We start from the raw sequence: 25,432 nt of genomic DNA, 5'->3' as shown, positions 1-25,432 counted from the left end.
CAGGCTCACTCCCACAGGGATCTCAAGTGAACACAAAATCTGTATTCCATGGAGATCCCATGTGGGAGCGAGCCTGCTCGCGATGAGGCCAGTACAGGCGCTTCAGGACTTGGTCGGATACTCGCGATGCATCTGCCCCAGCAGCGCATCCTTGTCTTCCCATAGCTGATTGATCCAGCCCTGAAACTGCAATCGATACTCGCCGTCCTGGTCGTAGTTCTTGCCGATGAACTGTGGCGGAATCTTCAGTTCCTGAAAATGCACTACCACGTCCTTCACGTTCCCACAGAGCAAATCCCAGTAACCGGGACGCCCAGCCGGGTAGTGAATCGTCACGTTGACGATGGCTTCCAGCTGCTCACCCATGGCATCCAGCACAAACGCAATGCCGCCAGCCTTGGGCTTGAGCAGATGCTTGAACGGTGATTTCTGCTGCGCATGCTTGCCTTTGGTGAAGCGCGTGCCTTCGACGAAGTTGAAAATCCCCACCGGGTTATGGCGGAACTTGTCGCAGGTCTTGCGGGTGGTTTCCAGGTCTTTGCCTTTCTTCTCCGGGTGCTTCTCCAGGTAGGCCTTGGAGTAGCGCTTCATGAACGGAAAACCGAGCGCCCACCACGCCAGACCAATCACCGGCACCCAGATCAGTTCCTGTTTGAGGAAGAACTTCAGCGGGCGAATCTTCCGGTTCAGCACGTATTGCAACACCATGATGTCGACCCAGCTCTGGTGGTTGCTGGTGATCAAATACGAGTGTTGATAGTCCAGGCCTTCCAGGCCGCTGAGTGTCCAGCGCGTGTGCCCGAGCAAGTCCATCCACGCTTTGTTATTGCTGATCCAGGCTTCGTGGATGTGGCTCATCAGCCAATCGGTAAAACGCTGGGCGGCGGGAAAGGGCAGTAGCAGTTTGAAGATCGCCACCACGAACAGCGGTGTGCAACAGGCAATCGTGTTCAGCGCCAACAACAGCGAGGCAATGACACCTCGTAGCGGTGCAGGTAGGGAATCCAGCATTTAAAGATCCAAAGGTCGGTTGGCAGCTTGAATCGCGGTCAACGCGATGGTGTAGACGATGTCGTCGACTTGCGCGCCGCGCGGCAGGTCGTTCACCGGTTTGCGCAGGCCTTGCAGCATCGGCCCGAGGCTGACGCAGTCGGCGCTGCGCTGAACGGCTTTGTGGGTGGTGTTGCCGGTGTTCAGGTCGGGGAACACAAACACTGTGGCGCGACCGGCGACCTGGCTGTTCGGTGCCAGTTGCCGGGCAACGGTTTCGTTGGCGGCGGCGTCGTATTGCAATGGACCGTCGATCAGCAGCGAGTTTTGTTGTTCGTGGGCGAGCAACGTCGCTTCGCGCACCTTCTCGACTTCTTCGCCGCTGGCCGATTCACCGCTGGAGTAGCTGATCATCGCCACGCGCGGGGTGATGCCGAACGCGGCTGCCGAGTCGGCGCTTTGCAGCGCGATCTCGGCCAGTTCGCTGGCGCTCGGGTGCGGGTTCATCACGCAATCGCCGTAGACCAGAACCTCTTCGGGAAACAGCATGAAGAACACCGACGACACCAACGTGCAGCCCGGCGCGGTCTTGATCAGTTGCAGGGCCGGGCGGATGGTGTTGGCGGTGGAGTGAATGACCCCGGACACGAGGCCGTCAACTTCATCCAGCGCCAGCATCATGGTGCCGATCACCACGGTGTCCTCCAGTTGCTGCTCGGCCATCGGCGCGTTGAGGCTTTTGGTTTTGCGCAGGGCAACCATTGGCTCGACGTAGCGTTCGCGAATCAGGTCAGGGTCAAGAATCTCCAGCCCCGGCGGCAGCTCGATGCCGTGGGCGCGAGCGACGGCTTCGACGTCTTCCGGCTTCGCCAGCAAGACACAACGGGCAATGCCGCGCGCCTGACAGATCGCCGCGGCTTGCACGGTCAGCGGCTCGCTGCCTTCGGGCAGGACGATACGTTTGTTGGCAGCCTGGGCGCGCTGGATCAATTGATAACGGAACACGGCGGGCGACAGGCGCATTTCCCGTGGCGTACCGCAGCGTTGGTGCAGCCACTTGGCGTCGAGGTGGCTGGCGACGAAGTCGGTGATGATCTCCGCGCGCTCGCGGTCGTCGATCGGGATTTCCTTGTTCAAACCGTTCAACTGGTTAGCGGTGTCGTAGGAGCCGGTGCTCACCGACAATACCGGCAGGCCTGCCTGCAATGCGCCACGACACAGGTCCATGATGCGCGGGTCGGGCAAAGTGTCGCTGGTCAGTAACAGGCCGGCCAGCGGCACGCCGTTCATGGCGGCGAGGCTGACGGCGAGGATGATGTCGTCGCGATCACCGGGCGTTACCACCAACACGCCGGGCTTGAGCAGCTCCACGGTGTTGCGCATGGTGCGGGCGCAGATGATGATTTTGGTCATGCGCCGGGTCTCGTAATCACCGGCATTGAGAATTTGCGCGCCCATCAGATCGGCGACGTCGCGGGTGCGTGGGGCGTTCAATTCCGGCTGGAACGGGATGCAACCCAGCAAACGGAAATCGCCACTGCGCAGCAATGGCGAATGCTCTTTCAAACGCGAAGCGAAAGCCTCCATGCTTTCATCGGTTTTGACTTTGTTGAGGATCACGCCGAGGACTTTCGGGTCTTTCGGGCCGCCGAACAATTGCGCCTGCAATTCCACTCGGCCGGACAGCTCGGTCAGCACTTCGTTTTCCGGTGCCGAGACCAGGATCACTTCGGCGTCGAGGCTTTTCGCCAAGTGCAGATTGACCCGCGCGGCGTAACTGGCGCTGCGGGTCGGGACCATGCCTTCGACGATCAGTACATCTTTGCCGACTGCAGCCTGCTGATAGAGGGTGATGATTTCTTCGAGCAACTCGTCCAGCTGACCGTCGCCGAGCATGCGCTCGACGTGCGCCAGACCGAGCGGTTGAGGCGGTTTCAAACCGTGAGTGCGCGCCACCAGTTCGGTGGACCGTTCAGGCCCGGTGTCACCCGGGTGCGGCTGGGCAATCGGTTTGAAAAAACCGACCTTGAGGCCGGCCCGCTCAAGAGTACGCACCAGCCCGAGACTGATGGAGGTCAGACCCACACCAAAATCGGTGGGCGCGATAAAAAAAGTTTGCATGCGGATTCTCTGGAGGTGCATGGCAGTGGCGATCATCTATGTCTGACGATCTACCGAATTTCAGTCGCCAAGGTTATCGCTAACCGAGCCTTGTGCGCACCAACCGCAATCAAAGGGCTGGCCTATTTTTTCAATACGTTGCGCGGAGTCCAGGACCCAGGCGCGCGATTGCCACGGTGGCTGGTGGCGCAGGTGCTGGGTGTGACCGCAGGAAAGCTCGGCCACCCAGTGCCCGTCCTCATCCTGATGGAAACCTGTGACCGTCGAGCCTTTCGCCGCCACCCGTCTGTCCGGGTTGTGTTCGCTTTCGGGCGATTGCTTCGCTAAACTTGGCCATTCTTCATTCTTATGCAAAAGGTCTCGCCCCATGCTGATCGCCGCCAATAAGGCTGTCTCCATCGACTATACCCTGACCAACGACGCTGGTGAGGTCATCGACAGCTCCGCCGGCGGCGCGCCGCTGGTCTACCTGCAAGGCGCAGGTAACATCATCCCGGGCCTGGAAAAGGCTCTGGAAGGCAAAGCAGTCGGTGACGAACTGACTGTCGCCGTAGAACCTGAAGATGCCTACGGCGAATACGCTGCCGAACTGGTCAGCACGTTGAGCCGCAGCATGTTCGAAGGCGTCGACGAGCTGGAAGTGGGCATGCAGTTCCACGCATCCGCTCCAGACGGCCAGATGCAGATCGTCACCATTCGCGATCTGGACGGCGACGATGTCACCGTCGACGGCAACCACCCGTTGGCTGGTCAGCGCCTGAATTTCCAGGTCAAGATCATCGACATCCGTGATGCCAGCCAGGAAGAAATCGCTCATGGTCACGTCCATGGCGAAGGTGGCCATCACCACTGATTTTCTGCGCTAAGCTTTCGAGAACTGGAGAGGCGCCCGAGGGGCGCCTTTTTAGTCCGCGGCTGTCCCTGGTGACACCGCCAAGTGGCTGTTTCGAGAAGAACACGGGAATCTGGAGTTCGTCATGAGTGCTTTTCACGACCTTAAATTGACAGCCCTGGATGGTCAGGAGCTACCGCTGGCACCCCTCAAGGGGCACGTCGTGCTTGTGGTCAACGTCGCCTCCAAATGTGGCTTGACCCCACAGTACGCGGCGCTGGAAAACCTCTACCAGCAATACAAGGACAAGGGCTTCAGCGTGCTGGGCCTGCCGTGCAACCAGTTTGCCGGGCAGGAACCGGGCTCCGAGCAAGAGATCCAGGAATTTTGCAGCCTCAATTATGGCGTGACCTTTCCGTTGTCCAGCAAACTGGAAGTCAACGGTCATGATCGTCATCAGTTGTACCGTCTGTTGGCGGGCGAGGGAGCTGAATTTCCCGGAGACATTACCTGGAACTTCGAAAAATTCCTGCTGGGCAAGGACGGTCGCGTGCTGGCGCGGTTCTCGCCGCGTACGGCGCCGGATGATCCGACGATCGTTAATGCGATTGAAAAAGCCCTGAGCTGATCCAAAAAAATCGCAGCCATCGAGCTGCGATTTTTTATGCCTGCCTTTTGAACCTTAATCACCGCAATCAATAGTGCTGTGCATTGCTTGTCGCTCCGCATATTATCGCCGTCATAAAACATCTGTCCCGTCGATACCGTTTTCGTGGAGCGTCCCATGCCCGTCAAAGCCCTGTTCAAACCGTTCCACCTCGGCACCCTTGAATTGCCGACCCGCGTCGTCATGGCGCCGATGACCCGTTCGTTTTCGCCGGGTGGCGTTCCCAATTCCAAAGTGATCGAGTATTACCGTCGTCGCGCTGCAGCGGGTGTGGGGCTGATCATCACTGAAGGCACCACCGTCGGCCACAAGGCTTCCAACGGCTACCCGAACGTGCCGCATTTCTACGGTGAAGCCGCGTTGGCGGGCTGGAAGAAAGTGGTCGACGCGGTTCACGCTGAAGGCGGCAAGATCGTTCCGCAGCTGTGGCATGTCGGCAGCGTGCGCCGCATCGGCACCGAGCCGGACGCCAGTGTGCCGGGTTACGGTCCGTCGGAGAAATTGAAGGACGGTCAGGTCGTGGTTCACGGCATGACCAAACAAGATATCCAGGAAGTGATTGCCGCATTTGCCCAGGCCGCCAAAGATGCCCAGAGCATCGGCATGGACGGCGTGGAAATTCACGGCGCCCACGGCTACCTCGTGGACCAGTTCTTCTGGGAAGGCAGCAACCAGCGCACCGACGAATACGGCGGCAGCCTGGCCAATCGTTCGCGTTTCGCCATCGAACTGATTCAAGCGGTGCGTGCAGCAGTCGGCGAGGGTTTCCCGATCATCTTCCGTTTCTCGCAGTGGAAGCAGCAGGATTACACCGCGCGTCTGGTGCAAACGCCGCAAGCGTTGGGTGAATTCCTCAAGCCGTTGTCCGACGCCGGCGTGGATATTTTCCACTGCTCGACGCGCCGTTTCTGGGAGCCGGAGTTCGACGGTTCCGAGCTGAACCTGGCCGGCTGGACCCGTAAGCTCACCGGTAAACCGACCATCACCGTGGGCAGCGTCGGCCTGGACGGCGAGTTCCTGCAGTTCATGGTCAACACCGACAAGATCGCGCAGCCGGCCAGTCTGGAGAAACTGCTAGAGCGTTTGAACAATGATGAGTTCGATCTGGTGGCGGTAGGTCGTGCGCTGCTGGTGGACCCGGACTGGGCGCAGAAAGTGCGTGACGGCCGTGAAGAAGACATCCTGCCGTTCAGCCGTGAGGCGTTGATGACCCTGGTTTAAGCGGCGACTGCACTGACGCTATCGCGGGCAAGCCTTGCTCCTACGGTTCTTTGTCGAATACAAATGTGTGAATCGACACAACACCGTAGGAGCAAGGCTTGCCCGCGATGCTTTTATGGCAAAAACGCCGCATCGGGGAGGGTTTGCCCCTGCACACAAGCCCCGCGCAACTGCCCTTCAAATTGCTCGATAATCGCGGCCCAGCCCTGGCGACTCGCATGCTGACGCGCATTAAGCCGCACGCAGCGCAAGGTTTCGCGCTCCTCCAGCAACCACACCGCTGCATCGCAGAACGCCTCTTCGTCCCCCGGCATCGCCAGTACGCCGTTGTAGCCATGGCGGATGTGCTGAGCCGCCGCCGCTTGATCGTAAGCCACCACACCCAAACCCGAGGCCAGCGCCTCAAGCACGACATTGCCGAAGGTTTCGGTCAGGCTTGGAAACAGAAATACATCCCCCGATGCGTAGTGACTGGCCAAGGCTTCGCCGCGTTGTGACCCACAGAAAATTGCTTCGGGCAGTTCTTTCTCCAGGACCACTCGTTGCGGGCCGTCGCCGATCACAATCAACTTCAGGTTTTTCTGTGGATAAGTCGTACGCAGCTTTTCGAAACTGCGCTTGAGCAAGCCGAGGTTTTTCTCCGGCGCCAGGCGACCGACATGGATGACGGCAATGTCACTGTCGGCCAACCCCCACTGTTCGCGTAGCGACGTCAGCCGCTTGGTCGGGTGAAACAACTGGCTGTCGACCCCACGCGACAGCAATGCCAGGCGTTCGAATTGCCGGCGCTCCAGTTCCATTCTTTGGCTCACGCTCGGCACCAGGGTCAGCGTCGAGCGATTGTGAAACCAGCGCAGGTAGTGGGTCAGCAATCGCGTCAACAGTCCAAGCCCATACTGACTGGAGTACTGCTGGAAATTAGTGTGAAAGCCGCTGACCACCGAAATCCCCAAGCGCCGCGCCGCGCGCAACGCGGACAATCCCAGGGGGCCTTCCGTGGCGATGTACAGCACGTCCGGCCGATGACGCTTCCAGCGCCGCAGCAACTTGTGCATCGACGACTGACCCCATTGCAGACCGGGATAACCCGGTAGCGGCCAGCCCCGACACAGCAACAACGCATCGTCGCTGCCCAGCTGCTGATCGCAACCCTGACGCGGTCGCACCAATTCCACCTGATGCCCGCGCGCGCGCAAGCCGTCACACAAGCGGCCGAGGGTATTGGCCACTCCGTTGATTTCGGGAGGGAAGGTTTCGGTGATCAGGGTGATATGCAGAGCTGTCGTCATGACCTCAGTGTCGGCTGAGGTCATGTCGTCAGTGTGACGGTGGGATGATGGATTTGTGACCGGGTCAGCGCTGGACCACCAGGTTTTCCGCGCCGCGTTCACGCACCCAGAACAACGTCGCACCCGCCACGGCGGCCGGCATCATCAGGATGTTGACCACCGGAATCAGCAGCACCAGATAAACACTGCCGCCGAAACTCATGCTCTGCCAGCGCTTCTCGCGCAGCCAGGCGAGCATTTCGTTCCAGCCGAGTTTGTGGTTATCCGCCGGGTAGTCGATGTACTGGATCGCCATCATCCACACCCCGAACAGCAGCCACAGCGGCGCAGCGATGATGTTCACCACCGGAATGAACGAAAGGATGAACAACCCGATGGCGCGCGGCAGGAAGTAGCCGAGTTTGCGCATCTCCCGGGCCAGGGTGCGGGGGATCATTTCGATCAGCTCGCCCCAGCTGAAGGCCGGGAAGTCGTCGGTGCCACGCACCACCACTTCGACTTTTTCCGCGAGGAAGCCATTGAATGGCGCGGCGATGATGTTGGCGAGCATGGTGAAGGTGAAGAACACCATCAACACCACCAGCACCACGAACAACGGCCAGAGGACATAACTGAGAAAACTCAGCCAGTCGGGCAGGGACGGCATCAACGTATCGACCCACAGGCTGAATTGATGGCTGGCCAGGTAGATCAATCCGACGAACAGCACCAGGTTGATCATCAGTGGCAACAGCACAAACAAACGCAGGCTTGGGCTCAGGACCAGCTTGAGGCCTTCGCGCAGGTATTGTGGGCCGGACAGAACGGGGGCGGGCATAACGTGCTCCGAGCAAAGGGGAAACGCGCCGACCTTACCGGCTTTGCCTGACAGGCGAAAGCACGGCAGCAGCATCGACATTAACTGTAACAAAGGCGCCTATGTATCCATTGTGAGGGGATAGAGACCGCCTATGAGCTGGATTGTTAAACCGTATTTCCTTAATCTTCGCCCCCTCGATACGCTGCACCCATTCTTTTTACAGGACTGTCGAGCTCAAGCCTTCCCCAAGTGCTTTCAACGGTCCTTTTTTATTCCCGCCGGCAACCCGGCGTTCCGCGCCAGATGTTTAGGGCCGGTCAACAGGAGCAGGTCATGTCTGAAGTCCGTCATTCGCGAGTGATTATTCTCGGTTCCGGCCCTGCCGGTTACAGCGCCGCGGTCTATGCCGCCCGTGCCAACCTCAAGCCACTGCTGATCACCGGCATGCAAGCCGGCGGTCAACTGACCACCACCACCGAAGTCGACAACTGGCCTGGCGACGTCCACGGCCTGACCGGCCCGGCGCTGATGGACCGCATGAAAGAGCACGCAGAGCGCTTTGAAACCGAAATCGTCTTCGATCACATCAATGCCGTGGACTTCGCTGCCAAGCCGTACACCCTGACCGGCGACAGCGCGACTTACACCTGCGACGCCCTGATCATCGCCACCGGCGCCAGCGCTCGTTACCTGGGCCTGCCGTCGGAAGAAGCGTTCATGGGCAAAGGCGTTTCGGCCTGCGCGACCTGCGACGGTTTCTTCTACCGCAACAAGCCAGTGGCTGTGGTCGGTGGCGGTAACACCGCTGTTGAAGAGGCGCTGTACCTGGCCAACATCGCCAGCAAGGTCACCCTGATCCACCGTCGTGAAACCTTCCGCGCCGAGAAGATCCTGATCGACAAGCTGAATGCCCGGGTTGCCGAAGGCAAAATCGTCCTGAAGCTGAACTCGACTCTGGACGAAGTCCTGGGCGACAACATGGGCGTGACCGGTGCCCGCCTGAAGAACAACGACGGCAGCTTCGACGAGCTGACAGTTGACGGCGTGTTCATCGCCATCGGCCACACCCCGAACACTTCGCTGTTCGAAGGCCAGCTGACGTTGAAAGACGGCTACCTGGTTGTGCAGGGCGGCCGTGACGGCAACGCCACTGCCACCAGCCTCGAAGGTATCTTTGCCGCCGGTGACGTGGCTGACCACGTTTACCGTCAGGCCATCACCTCGGCCGGCGCCGGCTGCATGGCGGCACTGGACGCCGAGCGCTACCTCGACGATCTGCAGAACGCTTGATTCTGATTCTGTAGAAAGCAAAAAAAACCGGCTTCGGCCGGTTTTTTTGTACTTGCAGAATGTCCGATCAACCCTGTGGGAGTGAGCCTGCTCGCGATAGCGGTGTGTCAGTCGACCTCAATGTTTAATGATAAATCGCTATCGCGAGCAGGCTCGCTCCCACAGGGGAAATGTTGTGCTCTCAGCCTTTCAGCCGTTCCTGGACGAAGTCCATGACCTTCAGCGATTGATAGATGGCATTGGCGGCAATCCGCCCGAACGGTCCACCGTTCCAGTCCAGCAAGTACGGTTTGAACAGCTGATATCGCGTACTTTCCCCGCACACCGCTTCGGCGATGACCCGGCCGCCAATCGAGCCGGTATTCAAGCCATGGCCACCAAATGAGGTGCAGGCCCAGACGCCCGGTTCGAGCAATCCCAGGTTGGGCATCTTGTTGGTGGAGTAACCCATCAGGCCGGACCAGGCCAATTCGATTTTGACCGGGGCCAGTTGTGGATAGACCGAGACCATGTCTGCCTTGAGCATGGCGGCGAGGGCCTTTTCGTTCTGTTCGTTGCGGGTGGTGATGCGTCCGCCCCAGAGCAGGCGATCGCCTTCGACCACGCGGTAATAGTCCGAGGCGCGGCGGTCGTCGGAGAACGCGGCGCCGGAGTCGAGGACGTTTTTGATCGAGTCGCCCAGGTGCTCGGTCAGCACCACATAGGTTGCGATGGGCAGGTAGGCGCGGCTGAGTTTTTGCAACTCCGGGCCACCGTAACCGCCGGCGCAGAACACCAGGTCCTTGCAGCACACGGTGCCGTGGTCGGTCTGGACAATTTTGTCGGCGCCTTCGCGACGCCAGGCGAGCATTTTTGATTGTTCGAAAATCTGCCCTCCAGCCGCTTCGATGGCGAGGGCCAGCCCCAGGCAATAATTGAGTGGGTGGAAATGCAGGGCGTTCGGATCTTCGACTCCCTGGAAATAGCGCAAGGTGTGCGCCCGTTCGCGGACCTGGGGAGTGTCGAGGAAATTGAGTGCGTAGCCGAAGTCGCGGCGCATGGTTTCGATGTGGTTTTTTATACCCTCGCTATCGTCGTAGCGCTTGACCCGAATCGTCCCGGCAGAAGGGGCGCAACCGGCCAAGGCCAGTTCAGCAATGTTGCTGCGGACAATCTCCACGCCTTCGACCGACATCTGGAACAGCGCCTTGGCGTGTTCCAGCCCCAGTTTTTTGCGTATCGCTCCCGACCCTTCGGCCCAACCCGGCGAGACGACGCCACCATTGCGGCCCGATGCGCCCCAAGCCACTTGATTGGCTTCCAGGATGAGGACGCGTTTGCCGCGTCGGGTCAGTTCAAGAGCCGCAGTGAGGCCGGCAATGCCGGCCCCGATGATGCAGACGTCGCAAGTTTCGTCAGTCTTCAATTCGGACCTGGCCGCGCGGGGCAGCGAGGTTTTGGAGTACCAGGTGTTGGGGAAGGACATGGTCGATCCTTGAGAAATGGCCAGTAAATTATGCGTACATCAAACATTGTGGGAGCGAGCCTGCTCGCGAAAAAACGCAAGGGCGACGCGGGCATTCAGAAAAGCCGCGTCATCGTTGACGTCCATCGCGAGCAGGCTCGCTCCCACAGTGGAAAGGCGTCCTACTTGATGGTCGAATAGTCGACGCCATACCACTTGTCTGACAGCTTGGTCAGCGTGCCATCCTTGTGCATCGCGTCGATGATTTCACCGAGCTTGGCCTTCAACTCCGGGTCGCCCTTGTCGGTGGCAACGGCCAGCGGTTCGTAGAACGCGACGTTGCTGTCGACGGCCCGCAACGGATAACCCTTCTTGGCAGCGGCATCCAGGGTGCTGCGTTGCGTGAGGATGGCGTCCAGCCGCGTGCCGTCGCCCAGACGCAGATCGTCCAGTGGTCCGACGGAACCGGAGTAGGTCTTCATTTTTTCGGTCTTTACGTCATAAACGACGGGGGGCACGTCAGTGGTTTCAATGGCCAGTGCCTGGCTGAAATAGTCCTCGGACGTGGTGCCACCTTCGACGCCGATAGTCTTGCCATTAAGCGCTTTGTGATCGGTGACAGTGGATTTGTTATGCACTGCAAAGACGTACGGAACGTAGTAATAGGTCCCGGGAAAATCGAGGATTCGCGCACGACTCTTGGTCGCTGTCATCGAGCCCACGGAAACGTCCCAGCGCCCGTTCCACTTGCCGGCGGTGATCACGTCCCAATCAGGGGTGATGAACTTGACCTCGACGCCGAGACGCTTGGCGATCTCCTTGGAAACGTCGATGTCAAACCCGTCGATTTCATTCTTGTCGTTGATGAAACCCTGGGGTGGCCAGGTAGCCGAAGTGGCGACGGTCAGTGTCTTGCTGCTCTGGATTTTGTCCAGCACCGCTCCAGCGTTAGCGGCACCGACGAACAACAGTGACATGGCGGCGGCGAGGGTAATGGCGCGTTTTTTTCTGAGCATGTCTATCTCCAGTTCTCGTTATTGTTATGCGGGGGTAAAGCGGTTCTCAGTGCCCAATGATTTGCGACAGGAATTTCTGCGCGCGTTCGGTCTGCGGGTTGTTGAAAAACTCGGCTGGGGTGGCTTGTTCGATGACCTGACCCTGGTCCATGAACAGCACGCGGTCAGCAACCTTGCTGGCAAAACCCATTTCGTGGGTCACGCAAATCATGGTCATGCCGTCGGTGGCCAATTCACCCATGACATCGAGCACTTCGTGGACCATTTCCGGGTCCAGTGCCGAGGTCGGTTCGTCGAACAGCATCACTTTGGGGTTCATGCACAGCGCCCGGGCAATTGCCACGCGCTGTTGCTGGCCACCGGACAATTGCGAAGGGTACTTGTGGGCGTGCTCGGCAATGCGCACGCGTTCCAGGTAAACCTGCGCACGTTTTTTAGCTTCGACGGACGACACGCCTTGCACCAGTTGCGGGGCCAGGGTCAGGTTGTCCAGCACGCTTAAGTGTGGGAACAGGTTGAAGCTCTGGAACACCATGCCGATTTCCCGGCGCACCGCACTGACACTTTCTGCCTCGCTGGTGAGGGTGATGCCGTTAACCTGAATATGGCCTTTCTGGAAGTTCTCCAGATGGTTGATGCAACGAATCATCGTCGACTTGCCGGAGCCTGACGGCCCGCACACCACCAGGATTTCTCCTGTGGCGACGTTCAGGTCGACATCGCGCAATGCGTGAAAATCGCCGTACCACTTGTTCAGGCCGTTGATGGATATCATTGAAGGGCGGGGTTGCGCAGCAGGCGCAAGGTTGAGTCGTTCAGCGGTATTGGTTCGAGTCATCACGCATCAACCCCTGGCAATGGATCGGTTGACCCGTTTTTCGATTCGCGCTTGCACCCGTTCGAGAATGAACGACAGGGCCCAGTAAATCATCGCGGCGGTGATCAGCATTTCCAGGTGGCGGAAGTCCGCACGACCCTGGGTCTTGGCCAGGTACATCAGTTCCCAGACGCCGATCACCGACACCAGCGAGCTGTCCTTGAGCATGGCGATGAACTGGTTGCCGGTGGGCGGGATGATCACCCGCAAGGCCTGAGGCATGATCACCCGGCTCAGGGTCTTGAACGGGCTGATACCCAAGGCTCGCGAAGCTTCCCATTGGCCGACCGGAATACTCTGGATGCCCGCACGGAAAATTTCGGTCATGTAAGCGCCGTAGCACAGCGACAACGCGAGGATGCCGGCCGGCACCGCGTCGACCACATAACCCAGTTGGGGCAAGCCCAGGTAAATCAGGTAGATCTGGATCAGCAGCGGAACACCGCGAAAGAATGAGGTGTAGAACGACGCCAGGGCATTGGCCAGGCCGTTGTTCGACAGTTTGGCCACCGCACCGATCAACGCCAGCACGAAGGCAATCACGATCGCCACGGCGGAGATGTACAGCGTGGTCGCCGCGCCCTGGATGATCAGGAAACCGACTTTGTCGAGGATGAAGCTGTAGGAAAGGTCGAAGGTGTCGAAGAACGCCAGGAACAGGATCAGCAGTTCGATCCAGACCACGGTGGTCTGCACCCTGAATTTCAAACGTCCGAGGACGTGAAAGTTCAGCGTGCCCAGTGCGGCAATCGCCAGGCCGATGGCGATATTGCGAGCGGTCAGGCTGTCCGGGGCATTGCCCAACAGTGGATGCAGGAAATGACTGAGGGTGCTGTTACCCAGGTTCATCAGGTAGGAGCCGAGAAACAGCACCACGGCTACGCCAAGCAGGAATTGAGGATCATTGGACTTTTTTTTATAAATTATATTGTCGTGATACATGAATGCCTCAGCTTTTAGAGGGTTGCAATCTCACTAGTGGAAAGGGGTCTCAGGCCAGTATTGCGGGGCCAATTCGGGGACGACAAGCGAACATAATTCGCTATGTCAGTCCCGGATCGCAGTTTGCTTTTCAGGAAAGCTTCACCAGGCAAGCCTCAAGAATATCCAGTCCTTCCTCCAGCACTGCAGCCTCAGTAGTCAGTGGTGCCAGCAGCCGAATAATGTGTCGCGACTTGCCGCTGGGCATCAGCAGCAAACCGGCGTCTCGCGCCAGCGCCAGCAGTTGCGTCAATTGCGCCGAGGCCGGTGTGCCGTCGGCATTGGTCAGCTCGATGCCGCGCATCGCGCCAACGCCGGTCAAGCGGCCCAGATACGGCGACAGCTTACGGCTGCGCCAGGATTGGTAACGGCTGACAATCGCTTCTTCCTGTTGTGCGCCCCAGGCGTGCAGATTCGCGTCAGTCATTTCGTCCAGGGTCGCCAACGCTGCGGCGCAGGCGATGGGATTGCCCGAATAGGTGCCGCCCAGTCCGCCTTTTGGCAAGTTGTCGAGCAGCGACTTGCGCCCGACCACCGCGCCCAGCGGTACGCCGCCGGCGATGCTTTTAGCGAGCAGGATCAGATCGGGTTCAATGCCCAGTCGCGAAAACGCAAAACGCTCACCCGTGCGACCGAAGCCGGACTGGATTTCATCAGCGATCAGCAGGATGTTTTTTTCATCACAGAAGCGGCGTAGCGCCTGGGCGAACTCTACGTCCAGCGTCAGGAACCCCGATTCGCCCTGCACCGGTTCGACGATAAAACAGGCAACGTCATCGACATCGATCTCGACGCTGAACAGCCGGTCCATGGCTTTCAGGGTCTCGGCGCAGGTCACGCCGTTGTCCTTGCTCGGGAAGGGCAGGTGAAAAACCGGACCCGGCAACACGCCGACTTTCTGTTTGTAGGGCGCGACTTTGCCGTTGAGGTTGAGCGTGGCGAGGGTGCGGCCATGGAAGGCGCCGTCGAAGGCGATGACGGCCGTGCGACCGGTGGCGCCGCGGACTATCTTCAGGGCGTTTTCCGCCGCTTCAGCGCCGCTGTTGGTGAGCATGCCGCTGACCGGATAGTCCACCGGGATAAACGCGGTGAGTCGATCCATCAATTCGATGTAGGGTGCATGCGGGGCGGCGTTGAACGCGTAGTGGGTCAGCCGGGTGGCTTGTTCGCGAATGGCCTCGACGATGCGCGGATGGCAGTGGCCGAGGTTCAGTACACCGATGCCGCCGACGAAGTCGATATAGCGTTTGCCATCGGTGTCCCAGACCTCGGCATTTTTGCCGTGGCTGAGTGTGACGGGATGAACGATGTTGATCGACTGGCTGATGGTTTCGCTGCTCATGGATGACCGACTCTGAAGAAGGGATGCTTCTTTTTATCTAAGCCGTGAGCAGCGCTGCCCGGCAAACGAAATAAAGTTGCCGGGTCAATCTTAAAAGTCGGGATGTGCCGCTATTACTTGTAGGAGCACGGCTTGCCTGCGATGGCGTTCTTGAGATCGCCTTCGCCCGCAAGCCGTGCTCCTACAAAAAGCTTTTAGCGGCGAGTCAGCGGTTGCTGCGAGAACTTCACACCGGCCAATCCATGAGCAATCAGCGCGCGGATATTGCCGTGATCGCTGCCTTCAGGCGTCGCCACCACCGAACGGTAATGCTCGCCGAACGCCAACAGCGCTTCTTCATCGCTCAAGCCTTCCAGCAGCGCCAGACCCAGGGTCTTGCACGAGCCTTCATTCTGCCCGGCTGCGTTTTCCACGCCGCCGTTGTTGAAAGCCTGAGGCTGATAGTCGTAGCCGGCGGCGATGAAGGCCAGTGTGTCGGCAAAAACGTGTTCGCCGCTCTTGAGGCTGGCGCGCAGGGTGTTCAAATCACTCATTGGGTTTTCCTTTGGCGAACGCCGCTTGTTGTTCGGCGTTGGCTTCTTGCTGGTATTGGGCTTTCCACTCGGCGTACGGCATGCCGTAAACCACTTCGCGAGCGTCATCGAGGCTGACCTCGATCTGGCGTTCGTCGGCAGCGGCCTTGTACCACTTGGACAAGCAGTTACGGCAGAAACCGGAGAGGTTCATCAGGTCGATATTCTGCACATCCTTGCGGCTGTCCAGGTGGGCGACCAGCCGGCGAAAGGCGGCGGCTTCGAGTTCCAGGCGTTGTTGATCGGTCATGGCGGGCTCTGTGCAATCAAATCGTGCGCGGATGATAAAAGTCTGACGAACAATGCGCCAGACGCGGTCAGCGGCTCGCGGCCAGGGTAATCGACACCGACTCGGCGAAACGCAGGGCATGAGGCTTGTCGACTTCGACTTCGGCATACAACACCGACTCGTTGGCCATGACCAGATCCAGGATTTCCTGAGTCAGGCGCTCGAGCAGGGCGAAGCGATTGCCCTCCACGTGGGCGATGATCGCCTTGGTGATGGTGCGGTAGTTCAGCGCGTGATCGATGTCGTTGTCACGCACCGCTTCCTGAGCGGCATACAGGATGGTCAGGTTGATCAGCACATCCTGCTTGTTGAGGATCTCATCCTCGTTGATCCCGATGAAGGTCCGCAGGCACAGGTTCTTGACCCGGATGCGTGCCGTTCCTGGTTGAAGTTGTGGCATTGCTACTTGCTCCGTCCAATCAATTGCAGGAACTCCTGGCGGGTGTTACTCGAATCGCGGAAGGCGCCGAGCATCACCGAGGTGTTCATGGTCGAATTCTGTTTCTCGACGCCGCGCATCATCATGCACATGTGCTGGGCTTCGATGACCACCGCGACGCCTGCCGCACCGGTCACTTGCTGCACTGCGTCGGCGATTTGCCGGGTGAGGTTTTCCTGGATTTGCAGGCGACGGGCGAACATGTCCACCAGTCGCGCAATCTTCGACAGGCCCAGCACCTTGCCCGTTGGAATATAAGCCACATGCGCCTTGCCGATGAAGGGCAGGATGTGATGTTCGCAGAGCGAGTACAGCTCGATGTTGTCGACGATGATCATTTCATCGTTGTCGGAAGCGAACAGCGCGCCGTTGACGATCTCTTCGACGCTTTGCTCGTAACCATGGCAGAGGTACTGCATGGCTTTTGCTGCGCGAACCGGGGTGTCTTGCAGACCCTCGCGGTCGGGGTTTTCACCGAGGCCGATGAGGATTTCGCGGTAGCTTTGGGACAGGGCGTTCTGGGGCAGGGATAACGTCATGGAACATCCTCGCGGGGGCCGCTTATTTGATGTGCCGTCCGCCGTTGACGGTCAGGGTCGTGCCGGTGACATAAGGGTTGTCGAGCAAATAACGCAGGCTCTGGTAGATCACTTCGCAGCCGGGTTCGATACCCAGCGCGGACTTGGCCAGTGCCTTGGCGCGGTACGCCGCGTCGTCGTCGGGGTTGAACATTAACAGGGCTGGCGCGATGCCGTTGACCTTGATTGTCGGCGCGTATTTCGCGGCGAAGGACAGGGTGAGGCTGTCGAGCCCGGCTTTGCTGGCGCAGTAGCCAATGTGCTTGCTGCTGCCCTTGCGGGTCACGTCGTCGCTGATGTGCACGATGTCGGCGGGGCTTGAGCGTTGCAGCAAGTCGGCACAATGCAGATTGATCAGGTAGGGCGCCAGCATGTGGACGTTGAACATGCGGGTGAAGGCTGCGGCGTCGGTGTCCGGGGTTTCGGCCAGCCATTCGGAGGCGTTATGGACAATCGCCCGCAGGCTGTCGGTGTGGTTTTTCAGTTCGCTGATGAACGCGAAGATCCCGGCTTCAGTGGAGAAGTCGGCAAACACCGCGGTCGCTCCCAGGTCGCGCAGGGTTTGCACGCCGGGGCGTTCACTGCGGTAGCTGAAGATCACCGGCTGGCCATCCTCGAGCAAACGCTGTGCACAGTGCAGGCCGACACGTTGGCCGGCACCGGTGATGAGGATCGGGGCTGCGAAAGAGGTCATGAACGGCTCGCGTCGCGGTAAGAGCAAAACTATACCAGCGCGCGGAGCCGTTCACCTCTATCCCGTAGGAGCAAAGCTTGCTCGCGATGAACGATGACTCGGTTTCACAGAAAGACCGGGTTGTTCCAATCGCGGGCAAGCCTTGCTCCTACAACGGCTAGTGGTTCTGGGTGGAGGGCTCGGTGGGCAGCGGCCGTTGCGGCGTGGTGTTCAGCCAGCTGGCCAGCAGGCGGGTCGACAGCGGAATGAAGAAGTAGACCATCAGCGGGGTCAGGCACAAGGTGCTGATGAACACCCGGCTCAGCAGGCCCATGTCGCTCAGCAATGGCCCGAGGACAACGTTGAACAGCAGGGAAACCGGAAAGAATGCCAACCAGATCGCCACGGCCTGCTTCCAGCGTGGTGGGCGCTGGCCGGCGGCGCCGAACCAGCCTTCGATGCCGCTGACACGATGTTCCGTTGGATGGGCAAACAAGTCGCTACCGCGTGCCAGCCATGCGGTGCGCGATACGGAATGTTCCCAGACGTGCAGCGTCTGCTCATCGGCAAAGCGGAAAATAATCTGGAATTCGTCATCGTCGGGCGGCGGAGCGAGCACGCCAGAACCGAGATAGCCGGGAAAATCGGTGGCCAGTTGTTCACCTTCGTGCAACCAGGCGATCAGGTCTTGATAACGCCCATCGGCGACGCGGCGCGCAACCATTAACGTGACGGGTGAAGTAGACATTGTGTATCTCCGTATGACAATCGCGTCGCTCCGGATAGGAGTTTCGCCAGGCGCAGCGCCGGGGTGTTGGGCTGCGTCTTCGAACAAGCAAGGATTATTCCTGATTCAGCCTGGAACGTCAGTGAAATTCGTCGCCATCAGCATCTTGAAGCGTATGGGGGTAGGGGAGGTAGAATGGGATCCAATTTTTACATGGACGTAGAATTTAAAATGCCTGTTCTGACTGACGTTGTCCGTGTATTGCAGCCCGAAACTCTTCTCGAACAGGAAGAACTGTTTCCGATACGCGAAGTGGCGCGCCTGACCGGGGTCAATCCGGTCACGCTACGTGCATGGGAACGCCGCTATGGGCTTATCCAGCCCGCGCGCACCGAAAGTGGGCACAGGCTGTATTCGATGACCGATATCGATCGTGTCCGCAGCATCCTTGGCTGGATCGAACGTGGCGTCGCTGTCAGTAAAGTCGGCAAGATCCTGGCCAAGGTTGAACCGCTTCAGGCTCTGTCGCACTTCATCCCGAATGAACTCGTGCAAGCTGACCACTCGCAATGGCAGCAGCAAGTTCAGTCGGCGGTGAGTGCCTTTGATGAGGTTCAATTGGAGCAGATCTATGGACAGATCTTTTCCAGTTATCCGCTGATTGTCGTGTTCCAGGGCATTCTGCTTCCACTCTGGAAGCAATTGCTGCAGCGTCAAGTAGCGTTCGGTCAGGCCAGCGAGTGGTTTTTTCTGGATGGTTTTTTGCGTTCTCGAGTGTTGCAACGCCTGCTGCTGGTGCGTGTCCTTCAGCCTCGACGGGTAATTGTCTGCGCCCTCAACGATCAGTGTCGTGAACTCGAAGTGCTGGTAACGGCGCTGTTTCTGAGCAGTGTCGATTCGGCTATTCAAGTGTTGGCTATCGGTCAACCATTCGATGAATTGACCCTGGTCTGCGAAAGAGTCAAACCCAAGGCGCTGGTGCTGGTTTCCAATCACGCGCCTGCGCCCGAGTTGCCACGGCGATTGAAGCGCCTGGCCTTGAGCCTGGATTGTCAGTTGATGCTGGCGGGGGATGCGTCCGATCTGGTGCAGGAGAGCCTGGCTGGATCGTCGATTGGATGTCTGGGTAACGAAGGATTAGTCATGCGTCAGCGTCTGAAACAGTTCCTGGCAGGTAACCTGGACACTTGAATCAGAGATGCATGGCCGGATGCGTCAGCCGATGTTGCTGGAGGATGTATTGGCGCAGACGCTCGGTTTCGTCCTTGTCACCCTGATTCAACTGATAGGCAAAGAAGCCGCTCTCGGTTTCTTTCTCGAAGGTGCCGCGCAAGGCGATGCGCTCGTAGCCAGACGGGCTGAACCACAAGGCGAAATGTTTGGGCGGTTTGGTCTTGTTGCGGACTTCCAGCAAGACCCCTTTGAACGACACTTCGTGCACCCACATCGTACCGGGCTGGCCATTGGCATTTTCCAGCGCTACCGGTTCTTCGAGTACCAGGCGCCATGGCCGGACCATCGGTCCGTCTTCATAAATGCTGGGGACGCCGAGGCGTAAATGCAGCGCATGAAACTCGTCTTCCACCAGGTGCAGCGGGAAGGTCATTTGCTGATTTTCGAAGTTGGCCTGGATGGTGACTTGCTCATGGGCGGCAAGGCGCGTGAGCAGGTCACGGATCTGTGAACCACCGTTGACGAGCAGGCTCGACGTCGCATCCCGCACATTGAGTTGCGGGTTGTGTTGCATTGTCTGGATAAAATCCAGCTCATCCTGGGTCAGGAGTGCGTCGCGTTGCATGATCTGCTCGACAGAAAAAGTTACAAAGTCACCGGTGATTGTAGTTAATGACAATCAATTCTTCGTTTTGTTTTCGCCGTTCGTCGTTTTTAGTGCGGCAAGCTCGGCCTGGACCTCGGCCAATTGCGCCTCCAACTGCGCGACTCGTTGCTGCGCCTTGACCTGAAGGGTGACGTCTTTCTGCACACCGATGAAATAAGTCTGTCCGTCATCCGGGTTCTTCACCGTCGAAAGGGATAGCTCGTTCCAGAACGGGGTGCCGTCCTTGCGATAATTCCTGAGGATTTCCCGGCAGGAACCGCCACTGCTCAACGCCTCGCGAATCAATGGGAGAGCTTCCTGGTCGCGGTCTCCTGACTGAAGAAAACGGCAATCCTGGTAGAGGATTTCTTCGCTGGTGTAACCCGTCAGGCGTTCGAATGCCGGATTGACGTAAATCAGGATGTTGTCCTGCTCGCCTTCCTTTTCGGCAATCACGATGCCGTCGGTGGAAGCGTTGATCACCATTTGCAGCAGTTGGGCGTTAATCATCGGAGAGTCCTTTCCAATTTGATTGTGGGATGCATTCTAAAAGAACACTGAAAACTTTCTACAGGTCACCAACGTTAATTGAGAGTCAATCGCAGCTTTTTTGCCACGGCTGTTAATATCCCCCGTCTTTTTACTCAGCTTCAGGATCAGATTGATGAAAGTCGCCATCCTTTCCGGCTCGGTGTACGGCACGGCTGAAGAAGTCGCCCGCCACGCCGCGAATATTTTAAAAGCTGCGGGTTTCGAAACCTGGCACAACCCGCGTGCGAGCCTCGCCGATGTTCAGGCCTTTGCTCCCGAAGCCTTCCTGGCGGTGACCTCGACCACCGGCATGGGCGAGTTGCCGGACAACCTGCAACCGTTGTATTTCGCCATTCGCGACCAGTTACCAGCCGCTTGGCGTGGATTGCCGGGCGCGGTGATCGGCCTCGGCGATGCAAGTTACGGCGACACGTTCTGCGGTGGCGGCGAGTTGATGCGCGAATTGTTCGCAGAGCTGGGAATACGCGAAGTCCTGCCCATGCTGCGCCTGGACGCCAGCGAAAGCGTGACGCCGGAAACCGATGCCGAGCCTTGGCTGACAGAGTTGGTCAGCGCTCTGCGGGGCTGAGCGGCCGCTCGCGCAGCAAGACTAGCCAGGCTTGCGCGGCTTTTGAATATGAAGTGGGGGTGAAGAGGGATCAGTTGCGGGGTTAGTCATGGTTCTGACGGGGCTGCTGAATCTGTTCGACGCACCGTTGTTGGCGGCAGTACTTTGACATTGATCCAGGTTCGTTGGCGTACTGACTCGCTAGGCCATCAAGCTGGCTGCCAATGCAACTACATGATCCCCGGGGCGTGACTAGACTGTTGTAGCGTCGGTGAACAATAGAAACCCCAAGAATAAAAATTAGAGGTTCCTTGCCGTGAACGTAGCCCCCGTCCAACTGCCACACAGTGTCAAAGACCAGGTCAGTGCCACCGAGTGGCAGACCCGTGTCGACCTTGCCGCCTGCTATCGTCTGGTCGCCCTGCATGGCTGGGATGACCTGATTTTTACCCACATCTCGGCCAAGGTCCCCGGTACCGAAAACTTTCTGATCAACCCGTTCGGGCTGATGTTCCACGAGATTACCGCGTCCAGCCTGGTCAAGGTCGATCAGGCCGGCAACAAGTTGATGGACAGCCCTTACGAGATCAACCCGGCGGGTTACACCATTCACAGCGCGGTGCACGAGGTTCGTCACGATGTCGTCTGCGTGCTGCACACCCATACGGCGGCGGGTGTCGCGGTGTCGGCGCAGAAGCAAGGCATTTTGCCGATCAGCCAACAATCATTGTTTGTCCTGTCCAGCCTGGCTTATCACGCCTACGAAGGGGTTGCGCTCAACCATGAAGAGAAGGCGCGACTGCAAGCCGACCTCGGCGAAAGCAATTTCCTGATGCTGCACAACCACGGTCTTTTGACCTGCGGTGCGACCATCGCCGACACGTTCCTGATGATGTTTACCTTCCAGCGCGCCTGCGATATCCAGGTGCTGGCGCAGAACGGTGGCGCCGAACTGATCGCCATCGAACCGCAGATTCTGGCAGGCGCCAAGGCAATGATCGCCGGTGTCACCAAAAGCGCTCAAGGGATGGGCGGCGCACTGGCCTGGCCAGCGCTGCTGCGCAAACTCGATAAACAAGACGCGGGTTATAAACTCTAATGGCACTCGCCGAGATCCCCTTGTGTGTCTGGCGCAAACGCGGCCAGACGTTCGTATTCCGTGGCCAGACTATCCGTTACTGGACGGCCGGGCAGGGTGAGCCACTGTTGCTAATTCATGGCTTCCCGACCGCCAGTTGGGACTGGCATTACCTTTGGCAGCCGCTGACCCAGCGCTATCGGGTGATTGCCTGCGACATGCTCGGCTTTGGCGATTCCGCCAAACCGGTGAATCACGAATACAGCCTGCTGGAACAGGCCGATCTGCAACAGGCTTTGCTGGCACACCTGGGAGTCGAGCAGCCGGTGCACCTGTTGGCCCACGATTATGGCGACAGCGTGGCTCAGGAACTGTTGGCCCGGCATTACGAAGCGCGCATTCATATCGCCAGTTGTGTGTTCCTCAATGGCGGCCTCTTTCCCGAAACCCATCGCCCGGTCCTGATGCAAAAACTCCTGCTCAGCCCCTTGGGCTGGATGATCGGGCGAGCCTTTTCCCGAGAGGGACTGGTGAGGAGTTTTCGGCAGATCTTCGGCCCCGAGAGCCGCCCCACCGAGAGCGAAATGGATGATTTCTGGAGCTTGATCGAGAGCAATCAGGGGCCTCGGATCATGCACAAATTGATCGCCTATATCCCCGAACGACGTGTCCAGCGCGAGCGTTGGGTCGGCGCGATGCAGCGTGATGAAGTGCAGCTGCGGGTGATCGATGGTGAGATCGATCCGATCTCCGGCGCGCACATGGTCCGGCGTTATCGGGAACTGATCCCGAACCCGGACACGGTCTTGTTGCCCGGTATTGGCCACTACCCGCAAACCGAGGCGCCGGCGCAGGTGCTCAAGCACTATCTGGAGTTTCGCGATCAGCTGGTTTCACCGGCTCGCAAGGCCGCCTGCTCCTGATTATCCCCCTGCCTTATCGCGCACCATTCAGCCTCACCCCAGTTCATTGTGACCCGCATCGCCGTGCCTGACACTCGGACTCATTGTCCCCTGGCCTGCTGGAGTCCCCCCAATGAATGAGTCTGTGCGTTTCGAAGATAAAGTCGTGATCATCACGGGTGCAGGCGGCGGCCTGGGCCGGGCCCACGCGCTGCTGTTCGCCAAACAGGGCGCCAAAGTGCTGGTCAACGATCTCGGCGGCTCGGCTCAGGGCGAAGGCGCAAACGCTTCGGCAGCCGACCGGGTGGTGGCCGAAATTCGCGAGGCCGGAGGCATCGCCGAGGCCAACCATGACTCCGTCACCGACGGCGACAAAATCGTTCAGAACGCCTTGGACACCTTCGGCCGAGTCGATGTAGTGGTCAACAACGCCGGGATCCTGCGGGACAAAACCTTCCACAAAATGGAAGACGGCGACTGGGACCTGGTTTACCGCGTCCACGTCGAAGGCGCCTACAAAGTCACCCGCGCCGCCTGGCCGCACCTGCGCGAGCAAAACTACGGCCGCGTCATCTTCACCGCTTCGACCTCGGGCATTTACGGCAACTTCGGTCAGTCCAACTACGGCATGGCCAAACTCGGCCTCTACGGCCTGACCCGTACACTGGCTATCGAAGGCCGCAAGAACAACATCCTGGTCAACGCTATCGCCCCCACCGGCGGCACCCGCATGACCGAAGGCCTGATCCCGCCGCAAGTCTTCGAACAACTCAAACCGGAACTGGTCAGCCCGCTGGTGGTGTACCTCGCCAGCGAGAACTGCCAGGAAACCTCCGGGCTGTTTGAAGTCGGTGGCGGCTGGATGGGCAAGGTGCGCTGGGAACGAAGCCTCGGCGCGGGGTTTGATCCTCGAATTGGTTTCTCCCCGGAAGATGTGGCGGCGCATTGGCAGCAGATCTGCGATTTCGAAGGCGCGGCGCACCCGCAGGACAACCTTGAAGCGCTGAAGGAAATGATGGCGAATTTGCAGAAGTATTCGATTTAAAGGAAACCAGCAAGGTCACCGTTCTTGACCTGGCTGGTTCTTAATAGTCGGGCCCGACATCTGGTTTGCAGCGGTCTTCAAGGGAAATACTTGTCAACCAATGCCGCCAGATTCGCTGCCGTTTGCGCATCCATGATCCCGTCGTACGTTTCCGGGCGAAAGTGCAGTTGAAAGGCCCGAACAAGGTGTGTGAAGCCTTGTTCGGTTGACGCGCCGGAAACGTCGTACCCGTAGGTCTTGAACAGTTTGAGCAAGTCGCTTCGGGCTGGAATGCCGGTCTCGTTGTATTGCTGCAGATAGATATCTCGGGTGGCATCGTCAAACCAGGCACCGACGCCTTTCAAGTAAAGGGCATGCCAGGGAAATTTCGGCCCTGGGTCACTCTTGCGGCCGACCGCAATATCCGAGTGCCCCAGAACAAGGGTCGGGCTGATATCCGGGTAACGTTCAAGGATGTTCAGCGCCAGCTCTTCAATGGCGGCAATTTGTTTTGGCTGATACGGCGGAAAGTTGAAAACCCCTTGGCTAAACGTTGCAAGGTTGACGATTTCAACGCCGATAGACGTGTCGTTCAGATTGCTTTGGTTGCCCCAGTGACTCACGCCCGCGTGCCACGCACGTTTGGATTCGTCGACGAGATTGAAGACTTCCTGCCCGGTGTAACCTGCTTTCAAGTAGCTCGGATCGGTAATGTCGGGAACCAGATAGTGGGCGCTGACATTCGGGCCGGTGAGTGCGTTGACCGAACTGGAGAAGTTGCCGGCTGTGTAGTGGAAAATCAGAAAGCGTACGCGGGTGTTGAAGCTTTTAGTGGCGCGGTATTTGTTGTAGTCAATGGGTCTCATGAATAGATTGCTCGCAATGAATTAGGTTAGTGTCAGGGCGCCAATTGCAAATGAATGGCTGACTTGTTATTAACCTTAATCGTTGGGGCGGTTCTTATGATTACAGAACGATGTAGTCGATTTCCGAGAAGTGTGTAGGTGGTAGACAGTCTCTCACTGGTTCGCATGAATACTGGCTGCGAATGGACAGTATAAGAAGCAAGCACGAATGCTTGCTTCTTTGTTTGGATTACTGCGCTTCAGGTTTGAAGCCTGGTTTGCCGTTGGCTGCTCGCCAGGTTTTAATGGCTTTTAATACCCCTTCAGGGCCGTCTTCAACACCTTCTTCTGGATAATACAAAACGCCTGTGCCGTTTGGGTGTTCTGAAGTGCTTACGATGTTGTCAACAAATTCATCGTGTTCTTTCTCTGATGAAAATTTTCCTTGGAACAAGCGATTTATAACATTCAGATACTCGGATTCTGTGTATTCTTCGAATTTATTTTTTAGTTCCATT

29 protein-coding genes and 1 pseudogene are annotated in these 25,432 nt (G+C 58.4%); 10 read left to right on the top strand and 20 right to left on the bottom strand.

Features of this window, described 5'->3' with window-relative positions:
- Positions 1–102: 102 nt before the first annotated feature.
- The 3 genes from ACYZUA_RS27205 to ACYZUA_RS27195 are packed head-to-tail and all read right to left on the bottom strand — an operon-like array spanning position 103 to position 3,510.
- Positions 103–1,011 carry an acyltransferase gene (locus ACYZUA_RS27205; protein WP_461961334.1) on the bottom strand — a complete coding sequence of 303 codons (909 nt, stop codon included), beginning with the start codon at positions 1,009–1,011 and terminating at the stop codon, positions 103–105.
- Positions 1,012–3,111 (bottom strand): phosphate acetyltransferase, encoded by a 2,100-nt coding sequence (pta, locus tag ACYZUA_RS27200; RefSeq protein ID WP_461961333.1) that lies wholly within the window; start codon positions 3,109–3,111, stop codon positions 1,012–1,014.
- Between the two features lie 60 nt (positions 3,112–3,171).
- Positions 3,172–3,510 carry a DUF3565 domain-containing protein gene (locus tag ACYZUA_RS27195; protein WP_461961332.1) on the bottom strand — a complete coding sequence of 113 codons (339 nt, stop codon included), beginning with the start codon at positions 3,508–3,510 and terminating at the stop codon, positions 3,172–3,174.
- Between ACYZUA_RS27195 and ACYZUA_RS27190 the strand changes: the two genes are divergently transcribed.
- The 3 genes from ACYZUA_RS27190 to ACYZUA_RS27180 all read left to right on the top strand — a co-directional run bounded on the left by ACYZUA_RS27190 (position 3,479) and on the right by ACYZUA_RS27180 (position 5,831).
- The gene (locus ACYZUA_RS27190; protein WP_007901600.1) at positions 3,479–3,964 is read left to right on the top strand and encodes an FKBP-type peptidyl-prolyl cis-trans isomerase; all 486 of its coding nucleotides are present in this window, start codon (positions 3,479–3,481) and stop codon (positions 3,962–3,964) included. The two genes, ACYZUA_RS27195 and ACYZUA_RS27190, sit on opposite strands and share 32 nt — an antisense overlap.
- Before the next feature lie 124 nt (positions 3,965–4,088).
- A complete protein-coding gene (locus tag ACYZUA_RS27185) occupies positions 4,089–4,571 on the top strand; it encodes a glutathione peroxidase (protein WP_461961331.1) in 483 nt (160 codons plus the stop codon).
- A gap of 156 nt (positions 4,572–4,727) precedes the next feature.
- On the top strand, positions 4,728–5,831 hold the full coding sequence (locus ACYZUA_RS27180) for an NADH:flavin oxidoreductase (RefSeq protein ID WP_461961330.1): 1,104 nt from the start codon (positions 4,728–4,730) through the stop codon (positions 5,829–5,831).
- Positions 5,832–5,944: 113 nt separating this feature from the next.
- On the opposite strand, the gene ACYZUA_RS27175 is transcribed toward ACYZUA_RS27180, so the two are convergent.
- Both ACYZUA_RS27175 and cysZ read right to left on the bottom strand, forming a co-directional pair.
- Entirely contained in the window at positions 5,945–7,144 is a 1,200-nt protein-coding gene (locus tag ACYZUA_RS27175; protein ID WP_461961329.1) for a glycosyltransferase family 4 protein, read from the bottom strand.
- Positions 7,145–7,184: 40 nt separating this feature from the next.
- Positions 7,185–7,937, bottom strand: coding sequence for a sulfate transporter CysZ (gene cysZ / locus ACYZUA_RS27170; RefSeq protein WP_461961328.1), 753 nt, complete (start codon positions 7,935–7,937; stop codon positions 7,185–7,187).
- A gap of 315 nt (positions 7,938–8,252) precedes the next feature.
- Between cysZ and trxB the strand changes: the two genes are divergently transcribed.
- Positions 8,253–9,209, top strand: a complete 957-nt coding sequence (gene trxB / locus ACYZUA_RS27165) for a thioredoxin-disulfide reductase (protein ID WP_008150707.1) — start codon at positions 8,253–8,255, stop codon at positions 9,207–9,209.
- Positions 9,210–9,390: 181 nt separating this feature from the next.
- Here the strand turns inward: trxB and ACYZUA_RS27160 are convergent, their stop codons facing one another.
- The 11 genes from ACYZUA_RS27160 to ACYZUA_RS27110 all read right to left on the bottom strand — a co-directional run bounded on the left by ACYZUA_RS27160 (position 9,391) and on the right by ACYZUA_RS27110 (position 18,168).
- Positions 9,391–10,674, bottom strand: a complete 1,284-nt coding sequence (locus ACYZUA_RS27160; RefSeq protein ID WP_461961327.1) for an NAD(P)/FAD-dependent oxidoreductase — start codon at positions 10,672–10,674, stop codon at positions 9,391–9,393.
- Positions 10,675–10,835: 161 nt separating this feature from the next.
- Positions 10,836–11,669, bottom strand: coding sequence for a transporter substrate-binding domain-containing protein (locus ACYZUA_RS27155; protein ID WP_461961326.1), 834 nt, complete (start codon positions 11,667–11,669; stop codon positions 10,836–10,838).
- Positions 11,670–11,715: 46 nt separating this feature from the next.
- A complete protein-coding gene (locus ACYZUA_RS27150) occupies positions 11,716–12,444 on the bottom strand; it encodes an amino acid ABC transporter ATP-binding protein (RefSeq protein ID WP_461964134.1) in 729 nt (242 codons plus the stop codon).
- A 69-nt stretch (positions 12,445–12,513) separates the two neighbouring features.
- Positions 12,514–13,488: an amino acid ABC transporter permease gene (locus ACYZUA_RS27145; protein WP_461961325.1), complete on the bottom strand. Its 975-nt coding sequence runs from the start codon at positions 13,486–13,488 to the stop codon at positions 12,514–12,516.
- Positions 13,489–13,618: 130 nt separating this feature from the next.
- A complete protein-coding gene (locus ACYZUA_RS27140; RefSeq protein WP_461961324.1) occupies positions 13,619–14,869 on the bottom strand; it encodes a 2-aminoadipate transaminase in 1,251 nt (416 codons plus the stop codon).
- 194 nt (positions 14,870–15,063) lie between these two features.
- Positions 15,064–15,402, bottom strand: a complete 339-nt coding sequence (locus ACYZUA_RS27135) for a HopJ type III effector protein (RefSeq protein ID WP_033057919.1) — start codon at positions 15,400–15,402, stop codon at positions 15,064–15,066.
- A complete protein-coding gene (locus ACYZUA_RS27130) occupies positions 15,395–15,691 on the bottom strand; it encodes a DUF1244 domain-containing protein (RefSeq protein ID WP_008150700.1) in 297 nt (98 codons plus the stop codon). The genes ACYZUA_RS27135 and ACYZUA_RS27130 overlap by 8 nt, the downstream gene beginning before the upstream one ends.
- A 67-nt stretch (positions 15,692–15,758) precedes the next feature.
- Positions 15,759–16,130 carry a dihydroneopterin triphosphate 2'-epimerase gene (folX, locus tag ACYZUA_RS27125; RefSeq protein ID WP_150658820.1) on the bottom strand — a complete coding sequence of 124 codons (372 nt, stop codon included), beginning with the start codon at positions 16,128–16,130 and terminating at the stop codon, positions 15,759–15,761.
- Positions 16,131–16,132: 2 nt separating this feature from the next.
- On the bottom strand, positions 16,133–16,708 hold the full coding sequence (gene folE, locus ACYZUA_RS27120; protein WP_461961323.1) for a GTP cyclohydrolase I FolE: 576 nt from the start codon (positions 16,706–16,708) through the stop codon (positions 16,133–16,135).
- A gap of 22 nt (positions 16,709–16,730) precedes the next feature.
- Complete coding sequence (gene folM, locus ACYZUA_RS27115) at positions 16,731–17,441, bottom strand: dihydromonapterin reductase (protein WP_461961322.1); 711 nt, start codon at positions 17,439–17,441, stop codon at positions 16,731–16,733.
- Positions 17,442–17,598: 157 nt separating this feature from the next.
- Entirely contained in the window at positions 17,599–18,168 is a 570-nt protein-coding gene (locus ACYZUA_RS27110) for an antibiotic biosynthesis monooxygenase (protein ID WP_461961321.1), read from the bottom strand.
- Positions 18,169–18,378: 210 nt separating this feature from the next.
- Here ACYZUA_RS27110 and ACYZUA_RS27105 point away from each other — a divergent pair, with 210 nt between their 5' ends.
- Positions 18,379–19,338, top strand: coding sequence for a MerR family transcriptional regulator (locus ACYZUA_RS27105; protein ID WP_461961320.1), 960 nt, complete (start codon positions 18,379–18,381; stop codon positions 19,336–19,338).
- A gap of 1 nt (position 19,339) precedes the next feature.
- On the opposite strand, the gene ACYZUA_RS27100 is transcribed toward ACYZUA_RS27105, so the two are convergent.
- Positions 19,340–19,945, bottom strand: a complete 606-nt coding sequence (locus tag ACYZUA_RS27100) for a hypothetical protein (RefSeq protein WP_129438411.1) — start codon at positions 19,943–19,945, stop codon at positions 19,340–19,342.
- 54 nt (positions 19,946–19,999) lie between these two features.
- The gene (locus ACYZUA_RS27095) at positions 20,000–20,476 is read right to left on the bottom strand and encodes a PAS domain-containing protein (protein ID WP_461961319.1); all 477 of its coding nucleotides are present in this window, start codon (positions 20,474–20,476) and stop codon (positions 20,000–20,002) included.
- A gap of 154 nt (positions 20,477–20,630) precedes the next feature.
- Between ACYZUA_RS27095 and ACYZUA_RS27090 the strand changes: the two genes are divergently transcribed.
- The 5 genes and pseudogenes from ACYZUA_RS27090 (at position 20,631) to ACYZUA_RS27070 (ending at position 24,090) form a co-directional block, all read left to right on the top strand.
- Entirely contained in the window at positions 20,631–21,086 is a 456-nt protein-coding gene (locus ACYZUA_RS27090; RefSeq protein ID WP_461961318.1) for a flavodoxin, read from the top strand.
- A gap of 55 nt (positions 21,087–21,141) precedes the next feature.
- Positions 21,142–21,234 (top strand): annotated as a pseudogene (locus ACYZUA_RS27085) (LrgB family protein); the annotation flags it as partial.
- A gap of 147 nt (positions 21,235–21,381) precedes the next feature.
- On the top strand, positions 21,382–22,164 hold the full coding sequence (locus tag ACYZUA_RS27080; protein WP_461961317.1) for a class II aldolase/adducin family protein: 783 nt from the start codon (positions 21,382–21,384) through the stop codon (positions 22,162–22,164).
- Positions 22,164–23,066, top strand: coding sequence for an alpha/beta fold hydrolase (locus tag ACYZUA_RS27075; RefSeq protein ID WP_461961316.1), 903 nt, complete (start codon positions 22,164–22,166; stop codon positions 23,064–23,066). Before ACYZUA_RS27080 ends, ACYZUA_RS27075 begins: the two co-directional genes overlap by 1 nt.
- A gap of 112 nt (positions 23,067–23,178) precedes the next feature.
- Positions 23,179–24,090: an SDR family oxidoreductase gene (locus ACYZUA_RS27070; RefSeq protein WP_192410173.1), complete on the top strand. Its 912-nt coding sequence runs from the start codon at positions 23,179–23,181 to the stop codon at positions 24,088–24,090.
- 77 nt (positions 24,091–24,167) lie between these two features.
- Here the strand turns inward: ACYZUA_RS27070 and ACYZUA_RS27065 are convergent, their stop codons facing one another.
- Together ACYZUA_RS27065 and ACYZUA_RS27060 are read right to left on the bottom strand one after the other, a co-directional pair.
- Entirely contained in the window at positions 24,168–24,935 is a 768-nt protein-coding gene (locus ACYZUA_RS27065) for an N-acetylmuramoyl-L-alanine amidase (RefSeq protein ID WP_461961315.1), read from the bottom strand.
- Between the two features lie 229 nt (positions 24,936–25,164).
- Positions 25,165–25,431 (bottom strand): bacteriocin immunity protein, encoded by a 267-nt coding sequence (locus ACYZUA_RS27060; protein ID WP_461961314.1) that lies wholly within the window; start codon positions 25,429–25,431, stop codon positions 25,165–25,167.
- Position 25,432: the final 1 nt, after the last annotated feature.

The sequence above is a fragment of the Pseudomonas sp. LS2P72 genome, from assembly GCF_054897865.1.
Note: the sequence above shows the minus strand (reverse complement) of the source record. Positions and strands in the feature narration are given on the sequence as shown.